A 13,094-nucleotide genomic window follows, 5' to 3' on the forward strand; every position below is an offset into this window, starting at 1 on the left:
CGGCCCGCGGCGGGGTGGGGGGGGGGGGGGGGGGGGGGGGGGGGGGGGCGCGGCGGCCCCCCCCCCCCCCCCCCCCCCCCCCCCCCCCCGCTCCGGCCTTGGTGTTGGACACCGTGGTCAGCAGCCGCCGGAGGAGGCGGGGGCGCCAATGATGAGGGTGGCCGGGGCGGCGCAGCAGCCGCCGCCGGTCTCTTCGGCGGCCTCGGGCTGGTCGAACAGGCCCGCGCCGCCGCACACTCCGGTCTCGGGAAGGGTGAGTTCGACGCGCTCGGCGGCCTCGCGGTCGCCGGCAAGGGCTGCGGCGACGGAGCGGACCTGTTCGTAGCCGGTCATGGCCAGGAACGTCGGGGCCCGACCGTAGGACTTCATGCCCACCAGGTAGACGTCCTTCTCCGGGTGAGAGAGCTCGCCCGCCCCGTGCGGGTAGACGGTGCCGCAGGAGTGCTGGTTGGGGTCGATCAGCGGCGCGAGCTCGACCGGGGCCTGGAGGCGCTCGTCGAGACCGAGACGGAGCTCGTCGAGGAACGTGAGGTCGGGGCGGAAGCCGGTGAGGACGATGACCTCGTCGACCGGGTCCAGGCGGCGGCCATCCTCACCGACCAGGACCAGGCGGCCCTCCCCGGTCTTCTCGATGGCGTCGGTGCGGAAACCGGTGACCGCGTCGGCGTAGCCGCCGTCGACGGCGGCCTTGGCGGCGAGGCCGAGGGCGCCGCGGGCGGGCAGTTGGTCGGCGGTGCCGCCGCCGAAGGTGGAGCCGCTGATCCCACGTCGGAGGATCCAGGTGGCGTGCGTCCCGGCGCCGTCCTCCGCCTTGGCGAGGTCGGCGAGGTAGGCCAGGGCAGTGAAGGCGGAGGCGCCCGAGCCGATGACGGCGGTGCGCTTGCCGGCGTAGCGGGTGCGGACGGCGGGGTCCTTCAGGTCGGGGACGCGGTACGTGACGTGGTCGACCGCGCTCTTCTCGCCGAGTGCGTGCAGGCCGCTACCGCCGGCCGGGCTGGGCGTGGACCAGGTGCCGGAGGCGTCGATGACGGCGCGGGCGAAGATCCGCTCCTCACGGCCCTCGGCGCTGGTGATGTGAACGGCGAATGGCTGATTCTCTCGGTCGGCGTCGACGATGCGGTCACGGCCGGTGCGCGAGACACCGGTGACGGTGGCGTTGTAGCGGACGCGGTCGCCGAGGACGTCGGCCAGGGGCTGAAGGTAGAGCTCGGCCCAGTCGCCACCGGAGGGGTACGTGGCACCGTCCGGCTTCACCCAGCCAGTGGGGGCTAGGAGCTTCTCGGCCTCGGGGTCGACGACCTCGGACCAGGTGGAGAAGAGGCGTACGTGAGACCAGTCGCGCACGGCGGACGCGGCGACCGGACCGGCCTCCAGGACCAGGGGCTCGATGTCCCGCTCGATGAGGCGGGCGGCCGCGGCGAGTCCGATCGGGCCGGCGCCGATCACGACGACAGGCAGGGCTTCGGTGGTTGCGTTCACGGCAGGCTCCCCGGTTGATTTGACGTTTGTCGATGTCCTGACGCCTCTAGAGTGGACCTTGAATCGACGTTCGTCAACATAGACATCTATCGAAATTTCTCGGATGATGGAGGCATGACTACGAAGGTGTTGCCGCTGCTGGAGCCGGAGGCCGTGGCAGCGTGCTGCCCGCCCCTGTCGGAGCGCCCGCTGACGGCCGAAGAGGCCGAGCGGACCGCCGTCATGTTCAAGGCCCTGGGCGACCCGGTCCGCCTGAGGCTGTTCTCGCTGGTCGCCTCCCACGAGGGCGGCGAGGCCTGCGTGTGCGACATCTCTGATGTCGGCGTCTCCCAGCCGACGGTCTCCCACCACCTGAAGAAGCTCCGGGAAGCCGGGCTGCTGTCCTCCGAGCGGCGCGGCACGTGGGTGTACTACCGGGTAGAGCCTGCGGTGCTCGCCGCCATGGGGCAGCTCCTGACCCGCGCGGCCGCCGCATGAGCATCACCATCGCCCCGCTGGCCGAAGCGCACGCGGATGAGGTCCTGGCGATCTACCAGGCGGGGATCGACGAGGGCAACGCCACCTTCGAGACCACCGCCCCGCCGTGGGAGGCGTTCGCGGCGGGCAAGCTGCCGGAGCACCGCTTCGCCGCTGTCGGCGAGGACGGCAAGGTACTGGGCTGGGTCGCGGCGAGCGCGGTCTCGGACCGGTGCGCGTACGCGGGTGTGGTCGAGCACTCCGTCTACGTCCACCCGGCCGCCCGTGGCCGAGGCGTCGCCATGCAGCTCCTTACCGCACTGATCGGCTCGACGGAGACCGCGGGGATCTGGACGATCCAGTCGGGCATCTTCCCCGAGAACCGCGCGAGCCTCGCCCTCCACCAGCGGGCCGGCTTCCGGGTCATCGGCACCCGCGAGCGCATCGGCCGCCAACACGGCGTGTGGCGTGACGTGGTGCTGTTGGAGCGCCGCAGCCCGCGGATCAGCTGACCTCAGGCTTCCCGCTGCGCCCGTCGCTGCTGTTCAGCGTGAGCTGGCGGTGGTGGAAGTCGAAGTGCTGCGTCGGGTAGCGGTAGACGTCCGCGAGTGTCATGAAGTCCTTGAAGAACGGGTCCCACCGCACGGGGTAGTGCATACCGCGGGCCAGGTCGGCATCGGACTCGGCGGCCAGCCGACGCTGGAGGGAGTCGAGGACACGGTCGAAGGCGGTGCCCATCCGGCGCGGTCCGTAGACCTTCACCGCCCCTCGTGGACCCTCGTAGTTGACCCAGTCGAACGGCACGGTTCCCGCGTCCAGAAGGCGAGCGAACGCCTTGCCGGCGCCGCGTGGAAGCCGCCCGAAGACATGGACCAGCACCAGCAGAGCCCGGACGACCATGTAGCCGATGAGCATGTGCCACAACAGCTGCTCGTTGGTCCACTTGGTACCGCGGCTGGGTCGTGCAAGGTCCGCCTCGGAGGCGGATTCCAGCAGCTGATGGAAGCCGCGGCGGGCCCGTTCGTAGTCCTCGTACACAGCCTGCCGGTCCATCGCGATCGCCTCCATCATGGCCTGCCAACTCTGGGTCGGTACTCGGGGACCGGCCGGAGGTTGCGATGATTCCCGCTCCTGAGCGGGAGTAACAGAAGCAGCGAGCTGTCAGTCCTCCTCGAGGAGCGGGCCGAAGGTCTGGTGCCCGATCTCAATGGCGCGGGCCTGGCTGACGATCTCCCCACGCACTTCGGGGTTCGCCGACTTCCATTGCTCGGCCGGGGTGAGGCCGGAGAAGAAGCTCAGGGCGTCGCAGCACACCGCGGCAGCTGGGCCCTCGCTCTCACGGCGCCCGACAAAGACGACCGCACCGGCAGGCTCCCATCGCGCCGCACCGTTGACGAAAGAGACGGTCACCGGCTGTCCGTCGATGGGGTCGCTGGAGGAGACCGTCACGTCCTGGCCGAGCATTGCGGAAATGCCGAGCGCGTCGATCGCACACATCGACCAGACCCGCACCTCGTTGGCCAGCTGTACCTGGTGCCGCGTCTCCACTGCCGAGAACGGGTACGCGGCCGCGATCCGTCCAGATGTGGCGAGGGTCAGAAAATCCTCGCGGTCCAGCTCGGCCAGAACCTCTCCGGCTGTCCGTCCGGCTTCGGCCGCCACGGGTTCGAGCAGGGTGGCCTCCGGCGCGCGCCCCGTAGTGGCGAAGTGCCGCAGGATCGCGTGCTGGACCAGCCGCAGGCCGCGCTCCGCAGGCGCCCGCCTCCCCCGCCCTGCCCGGCCGATCGGATCCAGGGGGTCGGTCTCGCAGCAGTCCTGCTCTTCGGCCGCCTGGGGCCTGCGTACTCCCGAAAACGCCTCCCGGAGAGCCTGGACGCTCGGTGCACCGTCGGTGCGGCCGCCAGCGTCACGGTAGAGGCGGCACGACACCGACGGCGGAGCACCAGGGATGGGGAACGGGTCGGTGCCGTTGAGGAGCACCGTGGGCGAACCAGTCATGCCCCACCGGGCCGCCTCGCCCTCTTCGAACACCTCGACCAGGTCGATCACGGCAGCACGGCCGTCGAGTGCCTCCGTGACCGCTCCTGCACGACCGGCACGTTCGGGCACTCCGGCACCGTGAGGATCGTGATCCGCATCCCGCTGTCCTTCCCGGTCGGTGAGCTTGCGAACCGAACATAGACCTTCCAGTGCACTGGAAGGTCAAGGCCGTAGCGTGGAGGCATGCGTATCGGTGACCTCGCGGCGGCCGGCCAGGTGACGGCCAAGACCATCCGCTTCTACGAGCAGGCCGGACTGCTGCCCGCCCCGCCGCGCACGGCAGGTGGGTACCGCGACTACGCACCGGAGTTCGTGAACCGGCTGGCGTTCATCCGAGACGCTCAAGCGGCCGGCCTGAGCCTCGCCGAGATCCGGTCGGTCCTGGACCTGCGTGACAGCGGGCAGGCTCCGTGCGGCCAAGTCACCACACTGATCGGCGAGCACCTCGCTGAGATCGAACGCATCCTGGTCGAACTCAGGCAGACCCGTACACTGCGCGACCTCGCCCGACGGGCCGCCTCGATGGATCCCGACACCTGCTCGGAAGGCGACATCTGCACCATCCTCACGCAGCCGCGATCGACACACTGAGGACGCGTTCTCACCCGCCGAGGAGTACGGCGATTTCGCGGGCGGCGTCCCTGGCGGGGCGGCCGACACCGATGAGGGTGGCGGAGGCCGGGCCCGTCCAGTCCCCGTAGCCGAGCAGGTGCAGGCGCGGCTCGTCCACGGCGCGGGTGCCTTCGGTGGCGATGTGGCCGCGGGTGCCGCGCAGGCGCAGGGACGCGAAGTGGGCGAGGGCGGGGCGGAAGCCGGTGCACCAGATGATCGCGTCGACCTCGGCCTGGGTGCCGTCGGCCCATTCGACACCCTTGGTGGTGAGGCGTGTGAACATCGGCTTCGCGGTGAGGAGTCCGGCGTCCCGGGCGGCGCGTACAGGCGGGACGGCGACGATGTCGCCGAGGGAGGCCACGCCCCCGGTGTCGGTGCGTCCGGCGTCCAGCGCTTGGCGGCGGGCGGTGGCGGCGTCGAAGAGGGCCCTGCCGTCGATGTCGTCGGCCAGGTAGCGGGGCGGACGCTGGGTGACCCAGGTCAGCTCGGCCACAGACACGAGGTCGGCGGCGATCTGCGCACCGGAGTTGCCACCGCCAACCACGATCATCCGCTGACCGGCGAACTCGGCCGGGCTCTTGTACTGCACCGTGTGGAGCTGGCGACCGGAGAACTCCCGGCGACCGGGGACGGTGGGGATGAACGGGCGGGTCCAGGTGCCGGTCGCGCTGATGACCGCGTGGGCCCGCCAGTCGCCCGAGTCGCTCTCCACCCGCAGACAGACGCCGTCGCGATGGACCGCATCGACCCATACGCCGCGCTGGACCGGCAGCTCGTATCGCTTCTCGTAGTCGGCGAGGTACTCCACGACATGCTGCGCGTCCGGGTACGTCTGGCCGGGCTGGGCGGGCATCAGCCGCCCGGGCAGCGAGGAGTACTGGGCCGGGGAGAACAGATGGAGGGAATCCCAGGTGTGCTGCCACGCCCCGCCGGGCGCGGCCTGGGCATCGAGGATGACGTGCTCGATGCCCAGGCGGCGCAGGTGGTAGCCGGCGGCGAGCCCTGCTTGGCCGCCGCCGATCACCACCACATCCGTGCTGCGCGTCATGCTGCGGGCTGCTCCGTGTCGCTCTTGCCGCGCATGAAGATGACCGCCACGAGTGCCAGACCCACGACCGCGCCGACCACCTGCATGGCGATGAAGCCGGGCACCGAGGCGGGGGCGATGCCCGCGAAGGTATCGGTGAAGGCGCGGCCGATGGTGACGGCCGGGTTGGCGAAAGAGGTGGAGGAGGTGAACCAGTACGCGGCGCCGATGTACGAGGCGACCGCGACAGGAGCGAAGCGGAGGCGGTCGGTGCGGGCGAGGCCAAAGATCAGCAGGATCAGGCCCGCGGTCGCCACGACCTCGCCGAGGAGGAGGTTCCCGGCGGAGCGGTCGTGCGTGGACCACTTCACCAGCGGTTCGCCGAACATCGCGTCCGCCAGGACCGCGCCCGCGATCGCACCTGCGATCTGCGAGGGAACGTAGACGGCGAGCTCGCGGGCGGTGACTCCGGCGCCGCCACGGCGGGCGGTCCACCACTCGGCGAGAGTGACGGCCGGGTTGAAGTGGGCGCCGGAGACCGGCCCGAGGAGGGCGATCAACACGCCGAGGCCGAAGACGGTGGCGGTGGAGTTGGCCAGCAGCTGAAGAGCCACGTCGTCGGTGAGCTTGGTGGCCTGGATGCCGGAGCCGACGACGATCGCCACCAGGGCGGCCGTGCCGACGATCTCGGCGGCGGCGCGGGCGATCAGCGGGGTGCGGGGCGGAGTCGCGCCGGGTGCGGGCTGCGGCGACGTGTCGGCGGCTATGTCGCTCTCCACAGCGGGGGCGGCGACGGGCTCGGTGGCGGTCAAGACGGGTTCTCCTCGGGCAGGTGAGGCAGAGCGGGCTATGGGCAGGACCGCTTGAGGTTCGCTTCGGCGGTGGCACGCGCGGTCGTGGCGAGGTCGGCGAACTGACCGGCGAGAGCTTCGATGACCTCCGGGCGCAGGCGGTAGTAGATGTACCGTCCGCATGGCTCCGTATCCACGACCCCGGCCTCGCGCAGCACCTTCAGGTGGTTGGAGAGGTTCGTCTGCTTGGCACCCGTCTCCTCCACGAGGTGGGTGGTGCAGAGCGTCTCGCGTGCGAGCAGGGTCACGATCTGGAGCCTGAGCGGGTCGGCCAGAACCCGGATCAGATCAGTGTCGACTGACGTCATCATGTGCTGATACTGTCACATCAGCTGGGGCTGACACCAGTCCGGGCTGACCTTATAGCCGACGCCTACGCCATGCCGCTGACCGAACAGGTTGCCCAGGCGCCGCCGACATCGTGATCACGATCGCAGTAGCCTCACCCCAAGGAAGAACAGATGTCCTCCGCTCCTGCCGCCTCCGTCCTGTTCGTCTGCATCCACAACGCGGGCCGCTCCCAGATGGCGGCCGGGTTCCTGCGCCACCTCGCCGGCGACCGCGTCGAGGTCCGCTCCGCCGGCTCCGTGCCCGGCGAGCAGATCAACCCCTCGGCCGTCGCCGCGATGGCCGAGCTGGGCATCGACATCTCCGACCAGAAGCCGAAGGCCCTCACCCCCGAGGCCGCCCAGGCGTCCGACTACATCATCACCATGGGTTGTGGCGACGCCTGCCCGTACTTCCCCGGCAAGACCTACCTTGACTGGCAGCTCGAGGACCCCGCCGGCCAGGGCGTCGAGGCCGTCCGCCCCATCCGCGACGAGATCAAGGGCCTCATCGAGGGCCTGATCGCCGAGATCGACGCCAAGAAGCAGGGCTGATCCCGTGGGCGAAGCAACCACCGCCGACGACGGCATACGCAACGTCATCGTCATCGGCTCCGGTCCCGCCGGATACACCGCCGCTCTCTACACCGCCCGCGCTCAGCTGAAGCCTCTGCTCTTCGGCAGCTCCATCTTCGTCGGTGGGTCGCTGACCACCACGACCGAGGTGGAGAACTTCCCCGGCTTCCCCGACGGGGTCGACGGCCCGGACCTCATGGCGAACATGCGGGCCCAGGCAGAGAAGTTCGGCGCCGAGATGATCGACGACGACATCGTCTCCGTGAACCTCACGGGGGAGATCAAGGAAGTCACCGACTCCGAGGGCACCGTCCACCGCGCCCGCGCGGTGATCATCGCCACCGGCTCGGGCTACCGGAAGCTCGGCATGCCCAGAGAAGAGGAACTGTCCGGGCGCGGCGTGTCCTGGTGCGCCACCTGTGACGGGTTCTTCTTCCGCGACCGCGACATCGTCGTGGTCGGCGGCGGCGACACCGCCATGGAGGAAGCCACCTTCCTCACCCGCTTCGCGAGGTCCGTGACCGTCGTCCACCGCCGCTCCACCCTGCGTGCCTCCAAGGTCATGCAGAACCGGGCCTTCACCGACGACAAGATCTCCTTCGCCTTCGACAGCGAGATCGCCGAGATCAAGGAAGCGAACGGCATGCTGTCCGGTGTCGTCCTGCGTGACACTTTCACCGGCAAGCTCCGCGACCTCGACGTCACCGGCCTCTTCATCGCGATCGGGCACGACCCGCGCACCGAGCTGTTCACAGGACAGCTCGACCTGGACGACGAGGGCTACATCCAGACCGCCTCGCCATCGACCCGTACGAACATCCCCGGCGTCTTCGCCGCCGGCGACGTGGTCGACCACACGTACCGCCAGGCGATCACCGCAGCGGGCACCGGCTGCGCCGCGGCCCTCGACGCCGAGCGCTACCTCACCGCGCTCAATGACGGAAACAGCGCAGAAGCTGAACTCGAGCCTGCCAAGGCCTAATTGGGTGGCCCCCGCCTCGCACGGGGGCCGCCCTTCAACATGTGCGCGCGTACGCCCTTCATGCGCCCCTGCTCCCCCACGTAGCTTGCGACGTTGGCCTGTAACACCCGTACGAACGTAGGGGGAAGCAGCTTGAAGCGTGCAGACGTACTGAGGGATCTCGCGCAGCCGTGGCACATATCCGTCCAGTCGACAGCGGAACTGGCGGGCAGCGTCGCGAAAGCGGCTGCCGCGGACGACAAGGCCAAACAGGAGAAGAACCAGGCGCCCCTGCGCCGCAAGCCGGAACTCCGCCCCTTACCGGTGAAGCCGCTCGGCCTGTCGCTCCAGCTCACCCCTTGGGACGTCCTCCACACCTTGGGCCGGGCCAACGTCCTCGCCCGGCAAGGCGCAGGACGAGGCCTCGCCGAGCACTGGGCAAGCCTGAAGTACTGCCAGGCCCTGACCGGTAACGACGGCCACTACATGGCTCTTTCATCAGAGGGCCGCAACCCTCGGCGCCACTACGCTGCCACCCAGTCGGGCGAGCTGAGCATCGGCTTCGCCCTCGCGCTCGCCCACCGCGTGCTCTCCGCGCAGTATCCGGCTCACTCGATATCCGTCATCGACGCCGAGATAGCCATGCGGGCCGGCTGGGAGCTGACCGGCAAGGAAGCCGGGCGCAGCAGCGCCCCAAGGCGACCAAACTTCTTCCTGGAGGTCTGGAAACCCGGTGAGCCGTCCCGGGTCATTCCGGTCACCTGCAAGGGGACCCACGGCAATGTGTCCCAGGCACACAAACAGCTCGCCACCGCCTCCGCCGACGTCGAGGGCATCCACATCGGCCCGTACAACGGAACTCCGTCCCTGGTCTTCGGCACGACGCTCCCCAAGAAGAGCGAGAACATCACCGTCTACCTGCTCCAAGCCCCCGGGGACGGCACCCTGCAGCTGCCGACGACAGTGACCCTCGACCCTCCCGTCGAGGACCGCGCCATCGTCCCCGGCATCCACGTTCCCACCGAGCCGGACGAGAAGCCGGTCATCCTGCCCGGATACCACCTCCAGCCGGAGGAGCACGGCTGGTTCGGCCGCGTTCTCGCCCAGGCCGATGCGGCAGGTCTGATGGCGTTCACCGGCGGTGGTGAGCCCACAGCGCGCTACCTCACCGAGCGTCAGGGCAAGCGGCACTTCGAGACCTTCACCCACGCCGGCACCGGCATCGTCCAAGACGTCACCCACACTATCCACGGCAAGAACTTCGTGGGCACCGATCACGTCTTCCGCCTCAACGGGATCCGCGTCGAGGCCTTCTCCGGCCTCGCCGAGGACCTGTTCGAGCACCTACGAGAAGGCAGGGTCGAGCAGTACCGCCAAGAGGCACACGCCCTCCGCGACTCCTGGGACGCCGACCCCTGGGACGCAAAGTGGCGCGGCCCCGTCTCCTTGCACCCCGACGGCACCGTGATGGCGCTGCGCCGCCTCCGTCTGCGCTGACGCCGCGCAGGCCTTCTGGGAGCCGGTCGACTCCCAGAAGGCCGCTGCGCTATATCAGTCGGCGAGCCGGGCCTTGTAGTCGCCCGCCCCTTCCACCGCGGCTACGAGAGTCGCACTTTCGACGTGCGCACCCTCCTCCAGGTGGACGATGCTGCGTCCCGTTCGTGTGTCCGTGTTGGCCGAGCGGACTCCGGGGAGGTCTTCCAGCTCGTCGTCGATGAGGAGGCCGCAGCTGGTGCAGTACATGCCCTCGATGAGGAGCTCGACCTGAGAGCCGGTGTCGGCTTCGGTCTTGTTCTTGCGGCCGAAGAGCTTCATGACAGGTCCTTCTTGAACTCGATAGCGCCGGTCTGCATGCCCATGGCGCACGTGAAACGGAGGGTTCCCGCCTTGCGGGTACCCAGGTCGACGTTGGTGTCCCCGTCCCGTTTGACGATCTCCTGCACCCCGAGTTCGGGGATGGTGAACGCCCTGGCGCAGCCGCCCGAGTCCTTGCCGTGCAGCATGAGCGTGGTGGGCACGCCGGCCTTCACGGTGAACTGGGTCGGGGCGTAGAAGTCCGTCACGGTCAGCGTGATGATCTGCCGCCCCGACGCGTCCGTACGTACGGGGTTCTCGGGCGGCTCCTGCGAGTCGCCACCGCCCCCGGAACCGCTGCCGTCGCCGCCCTCGACGATGAACGGGCCGCTCGCCGAGGTCTGCTGGCCCGCTGAGGGGGAGTCGAAGGAGACCCAGCCGCCTGCCTGAAGCGCGGAGATCATGGTCCAGGCGGCAACGGCCAGCACCACGACACCGGTGAGTCCGGCCAGCTTGCCCGAGAGCGCCTGGCTGCTACGCCGGAACAGATAGCCGAGCAGAGCGAACAGCGGCGCGGTGCCCACCACGAATCCGGCCATGACCGCGGCCCCGGCCACCGCCGATCCGGAGGTGATGGCGAGCAGCTCCATCGAGAGGGTCACCCCGCAGGGCACCAGGACAGTGGCGAAGCCGACCAGGGCGGGGGTGGCGACCGTGTCAGTCTTCGCGCTGCGCCGCATCAGGCGTCCGAACGACGCCGGGGGCCTAGGCAGCAGCCGGCCCACGGCTTTGACCCCGATCAGGTCCAGGGCGAAGAGCACCATGATCGCCCCGGCCACGAGCAGCAGCACCGCTTGGGTGCGGGGGCTGGGCTGCAGGGCATTGCCGAAGACGCCCAGCAGGGCGCCGAGCACGGTGTGGGAGGCGAGCTTGCCGGCAAGGAAGGCTCCGACCGGCGCCAGCGGCGTAGCGGCCTCCGGCTGGGAGGCATGGGGCTTAGCGGTCGGCTTGGCGGTCGATTTCGAGGCGGGGGCCGGGGTACGGCGGCGGGTCACGGCGCCGGCCAGCAAACCCCCCTGTACGGCGGCACACGAGGCGCCACCGGCGAGCAGACCGGTGCTCGCACCGGTGATCAGCAAAGCGATGGACGACGGCATGCGTCGTTACTCCTGTTCTGCGACGACGGCACGCGCACACGGAAAATCCGGGCGTGCCGAGGCGGACGTGAGAAGACACGGCGTCCCGCGAGGCATTCGCCTCACGGGTGGCCGGACATCACGTCCGTGACACGCACAACCGGTGCAGATCAGGAGGAGCCGCCGCCGGCGGCGGGGCATTGGGCTGCCTCATCAGGAGGTCGGAGGAGCAAGGCGTCGCGTCCGACACGGTCGCGAGCACAGGAACGGCCGGGCCGTCCTGGGCGATGATGCCCTTCGGTGACACGCACTGCTCGGCGGCCATCGGGCAGCTCGGACCGTGATCCGGCGACTCGGCGGCAGCCGGAGCCGCGGCATGCCCACTCATCACGATGTGCGAGGACATCTCCATCGAGCCCGGCATCGCCATCGCAGGACGTGCCAGTCACGTAAGGCAGGCGAAGAGCGCGCACACCAGCAGCACTCCGGACCACGTCCGGAGCGGCAGGGGCAGGCGTCGCGACATGCGCGCCATGCTAGGCCAAGCCGCGTCGGCAGCCTCTCAGCACCCCCGGGCCCGTCGCTCAGGGCGCGGGTCAGGATCCTGCGGGGACACCTTCGATGATCTGGCAGACCACGGCGTTCTCCCCCCGCTCCGCCGCCTGGCCCGCCGTAGCGCGCGCGGTCCGGAGGGTGGTGCGCAGGGCCTGGAGGTCGGCGATGCGGCGGTCGATGTCAGCCAGGTGCTGATCGAGGAGGCTGGTGACGAGGCCGCAGGGCTGCTCGCCGCGGCGCTGGAGGTCGAGGATGTCCTTGATCTCCTTGAGGCTGAGGCCGAGGGCCTGCGCCTGGCGGATGAAGCCGAGCACGGGAACCGCGTCCTCGGTGTAGGTGCGGTAGCCGGCCGCGGTGCGCTCGGGCGGATCGATGAGGCCGTTCGCCTCGTACAGGCGGACGGCCTTGGGACTCAGCCCGGTCTGCGCGGCGATACGGCCGACGGTGAGCGTCAACGGATCCTTTCGTGCGAGTCCCGCCAGTGTGCGCTTGACCTTGCCCTAAGGGCAAGGTTTTAGCGTCCGGGCATGAGGACGGGCGCAGATCAGGACGACGGCTGTACGGCGGGGCTGGCGGTGACACCGCTGAGCAGCCAGTGCGCCGAAGCGGTCAAGCGGGCCGAGCACGCCTGCTTCGGGATCAGCCCCTTCAACAGCCACTTCTCCACCGGCCGGATCCAGAAGCTGGCCGCGTGGGGGCTGGAGCGGTTCGAGCGAGTGGACTTCTTCGTACCCGATGCACCGAGCGCCTTCATGTTCGAGGCGCTGGGGTACGCACCGGAGAAGGCCGCGTGGAAGGCCCGCAGGCAGGGCCAGTACACCCGCAACAAGATCGTCACCGCGCTGGGTGCCCTGGGGGTGCCCGATGCCGAGAAGCGTGTGCTCGGGTGGGCCGAGCTGGAGGACAACGCGGCATTCGGACGGCTCCACGCGAGCGGGCTGCGACGGTACGACGAGGACGCGGGCTTCCGGGACGCGTGCCGGGAGGCCACCGGCTGGGTGCTGGCCGGGAAGCTGCCCGCCGGACAGCCGCCGGACGAGCAGCAGATCGAGCACGCGGTCCGATACTTCCTGGCCGAGCTGCCGCTGTTCACCGACACCCCGTCCATCGTCGGCGCCGCCTCGTCGGTCTTCTGCTACCACCAGCCGCCCGACGTACTGCGCCGCCTGTACCGGCGCGAGCTGTCCTGGCAGCCGGCCGCCGGCCAGAGCTTCGCCGTGGTCGCACCGGCTGGCCAACCCGCTGCGCCCGATCCCGTACGAGACTGAAAGCAACAAGAGG

The 13,094-nt window shown here is 69.9% G+C and carries 16 protein-coding genes; 7 read left to right on the top strand and 9 right to left on the bottom strand.

Annotation, left to right across the window (positions count from 1 at the left end; all coding sequences use genetic code 11):
* Window positions 1-117: 117 nt before the first annotated feature.
* Window positions 118-1,479 (bottom strand): NAD(P)-binding domain-containing protein, encoded by a 1,362-nt coding sequence (locus ACIQK6_RS37980; protein ID WP_402697003.1) that lies wholly within the window; start codon window positions 1,477-1,479, stop codon window positions 118-120.
* 114 nt (window positions 1,480-1,593) lie between these two features.
* Here ACIQK6_RS37980 and ACIQK6_RS37985 point away from each other — a divergent pair, with 114 nt between their 5' ends.
* The gene (locus tag ACIQK6_RS37985) at window positions 1,594-1,956 is read left to right on the top strand and encodes a helix-turn-helix transcriptional regulator (protein WP_053790345.1); all 363 of its coding nucleotides are present in this window, start codon (window positions 1,594-1,596) and stop codon (window positions 1,954-1,956) included.
* Entirely contained in the window at window positions 1,953-2,447 is a 495-nt protein-coding gene (locus ACIQK6_RS37990) for an N-acetyltransferase family protein (RefSeq protein ID WP_329107191.1), read from the top strand. Before ACIQK6_RS37985 ends, ACIQK6_RS37990 begins: the two co-directional genes overlap by 4 nt.
* On the opposite strand, the gene ACIQK6_RS37995 is transcribed toward ACIQK6_RS37990, so the two are convergent.
* Complete coding sequence (locus ACIQK6_RS37995) at window positions 2,440-3,006, bottom strand: DinB family protein (protein ID WP_402697006.1); 567 nt, start codon at window positions 3,004-3,006, stop codon at window positions 2,440-2,442. The two genes, ACIQK6_RS37990 and ACIQK6_RS37995, sit on opposite strands and share 8 nt — an antisense overlap.
* Before the next feature lie 90 nt (window positions 3,007-3,096).
* On the bottom strand, window positions 3,097-3,984 hold the full coding sequence (locus ACIQK6_RS38000) for an alkylmercury lyase family protein (protein WP_402697007.1): 888 nt from the start codon (window positions 3,982-3,984) through the stop codon (window positions 3,097-3,099).
* A 174-nt stretch (window positions 3,985-4,158) separates the two neighbouring features.
* On the opposite strand from ACIQK6_RS38000, the gene ACIQK6_RS38005 reads away from it, so the two are divergent.
* Complete coding sequence (locus ACIQK6_RS38005) at window positions 4,159-4,566, top strand: heavy metal-responsive transcriptional regulator (RefSeq protein ID WP_402697009.1); 408 nt, start codon at window positions 4,159-4,161, stop codon at window positions 4,564-4,566.
* Window positions 4,567-4,576: 10 nt separating this feature from the next.
* Here ACIQK6_RS38005 and ACIQK6_RS38010 read toward each other — a convergent pair whose 3' ends face one another.
* Genes ACIQK6_RS38010 through ACIQK6_RS38020 form a run of 3 tightly spaced genes read right to left on the bottom strand, consistent with a single transcriptional unit; the run spans window position 4,577 to window position 6,776 of the window.
* A complete protein-coding gene (locus tag ACIQK6_RS38010; protein ID WP_402697011.1) occupies window positions 4,577-5,635 on the bottom strand; it encodes an ArsO family NAD(P)H-dependent flavin-containing monooxygenase in 1,059 nt (352 codons plus the stop codon).
* Entirely contained in the window at window positions 5,632-6,426 is a 795-nt protein-coding gene (locus ACIQK6_RS38015) for an MIP/aquaporin family protein (protein ID WP_329107182.1), read from the bottom strand. The genes ACIQK6_RS38010 and ACIQK6_RS38015 overlap by 4 nt, the downstream gene beginning before the upstream one ends.
* Before the next feature lie 35 nt (window positions 6,427-6,461).
* Complete coding sequence (locus tag ACIQK6_RS38020; RefSeq protein WP_266635074.1) at window positions 6,462-6,776, bottom strand: helix-turn-helix transcriptional regulator; 315 nt, start codon at window positions 6,774-6,776, stop codon at window positions 6,462-6,464.
* A 150-nt stretch (window positions 6,777-6,926) separates the two neighbouring features.
* Here ACIQK6_RS38020 and ACIQK6_RS38025 point away from each other — a divergent pair, with 150 nt between their 5' ends.
* The 3 genes from ACIQK6_RS38025 (at window position 6,927) to ACIQK6_RS38035 (ending at window position 9,825) form a co-directional block, all read left to right on the top strand.
* Window positions 6,927-7,346 carry an arsenate reductase ArsC gene (locus ACIQK6_RS38025; protein ID WP_329107179.1) on the top strand — a complete coding sequence of 140 codons (420 nt, stop codon included), beginning with the start codon at window positions 6,927-6,929 and terminating at the stop codon, window positions 7,344-7,346.
* Window positions 7,347-7,350: 4 nt separating this feature from the next.
* Window positions 7,351-8,349 carry a thioredoxin-disulfide reductase gene (gene trxB, locus ACIQK6_RS38030; RefSeq protein WP_329107177.1) on the top strand — a complete coding sequence of 333 codons (999 nt, stop codon included), beginning with the start codon at window positions 7,351-7,353 and terminating at the stop codon, window positions 8,347-8,349.
* Window positions 8,350-8,481: 132 nt separating this feature from the next.
* On the top strand, window positions 8,482-9,825 hold the full coding sequence (locus ACIQK6_RS38035; protein WP_329107175.1) for a hypothetical protein: 1,344 nt from the start codon (window positions 8,482-8,484) through the stop codon (window positions 9,823-9,825).
* A gap of 54 nt (window positions 9,826-9,879) precedes the next feature.
* Here ACIQK6_RS38035 and ACIQK6_RS38040 read toward each other — a convergent pair whose 3' ends face one another.
* The 3 genes from ACIQK6_RS38040 to ACIQK6_RS38050 all read right to left on the bottom strand — a co-directional run bounded on the left by ACIQK6_RS38040 (window position 9,880) and on the right by ACIQK6_RS38050 (window position 12,268).
* Entirely contained in the window at window positions 9,880-10,143 is a 264-nt protein-coding gene (locus ACIQK6_RS38040; protein ID WP_329107173.1) for a cation transporter, read from the bottom strand.
* Window positions 10,140-11,279, bottom strand: coding sequence for a sulfite exporter TauE/SafE family protein (locus ACIQK6_RS38045; protein ID WP_329107171.1), 1,140 nt, complete (start codon window positions 11,277-11,279; stop codon window positions 10,140-10,142). The genes ACIQK6_RS38040 and ACIQK6_RS38045 overlap by 4 nt, the downstream gene beginning before the upstream one ends.
* Before the next feature lie 575 nt (window positions 11,280-11,854).
* Window positions 11,855-12,268 carry a heavy metal-responsive transcriptional regulator gene (locus ACIQK6_RS38050; protein ID WP_402697015.1) on the bottom strand — a complete coding sequence of 138 codons (414 nt, stop codon included), beginning with the start codon at window positions 12,266-12,268 and terminating at the stop codon, window positions 11,855-11,857.
* A 72-nt stretch (window positions 12,269-12,340) separates the two neighbouring features.
* Here ACIQK6_RS38050 and ACIQK6_RS38055 point away from each other — a divergent pair, with 72 nt between their 5' ends.
* Window positions 12,341-13,081 (top strand): tRNA-dependent cyclodipeptide synthase, encoded by a 741-nt coding sequence (locus ACIQK6_RS38055; protein WP_329107166.1) that lies wholly within the window; start codon window positions 12,341-12,343, stop codon window positions 13,079-13,081.
* The last annotated feature ends 13 nt before the right edge of the window (window positions 13,082-13,094 follow it).

It is taken from the genome of Streptomyces sp. NPDC091682 (assembly GCF_044756625.1).
In the GTDB taxonomy this organism is placed as follows: domain Bacteria; phylum Actinomycetota; class Actinomycetes; order Streptomycetales; family Streptomycetaceae; genus Streptomyces.

What these genes read in the sequence shown, in the direction of transcription:
- ACIQK6_RS38045 (WP_329107171.1), bottom strand. Translation starts at nt 11,279, where the DNA reads ATGCCGTCGTCCATCGCTTTGCTGATCACCGGTGCGAGCACCGGTCTG.
- ACIQK6_RS38010 (WP_402697011.1), bottom strand. Translation starts at nt 5,635, where the DNA reads ATGACGCGCAGCACGGATGTGGTGGTGATCGGCGGCGGCCAAGCAGGG.
- ACIQK6_RS38040 (WP_329107173.1), bottom strand. Translation starts at nt 10,143, where the DNA reads ATGAAGCTCTTCGGCCGCAAGAACAAGACCGAAGCCGACACCGGCTCT.
- ACIQK6_RS37990 (WP_329107191.1), top strand. Translation starts at nt 1,953, where the DNA reads ATGAGCATCACCATCGCCCCGCTGGCCGAAGCGCACGCGGATGAGGTC.
- ACIQK6_RS37985 (WP_053790345.1), top strand. Translation starts at nt 1,594, where the DNA reads ATGACTACGAAGGTGTTGCCGCTGCTGGAGCCGGAGGCCGTGGCAGCG.
- ACIQK6_RS38055 (WP_329107166.1), top strand. Translation starts at nt 12,341, where the DNA reads ATGAGGACGGGCGCAGATCAGGACGACGGCTGTACGGCGGGGCTGGCG.
- ACIQK6_RS38005 (WP_402697009.1), top strand. Translation starts at nt 4,159, where the DNA reads ATGCGTATCGGTGACCTCGCGGCGGCCGGCCAGGTGACGGCCAAGACC.
- ACIQK6_RS38025 (WP_329107179.1), top strand. Translation starts at nt 6,927, where the DNA reads ATGTCCTCCGCTCCTGCCGCCTCCGTCCTGTTCGTCTGCATCCACAAC.
- ACIQK6_RS38020 (WP_266635074.1), bottom strand. Translation starts at nt 6,776, where the DNA reads ATGATGACGTCAGTCGACACTGATCTGATCCGGGTTCTGGCCGACCCG.
- ACIQK6_RS37995 (WP_402697006.1), bottom strand. Translation starts at nt 3,006, where the DNA reads ATGATGGAGGCGATCGCGATGGACCGGCAGGCTGTGTACGAGGACTAC.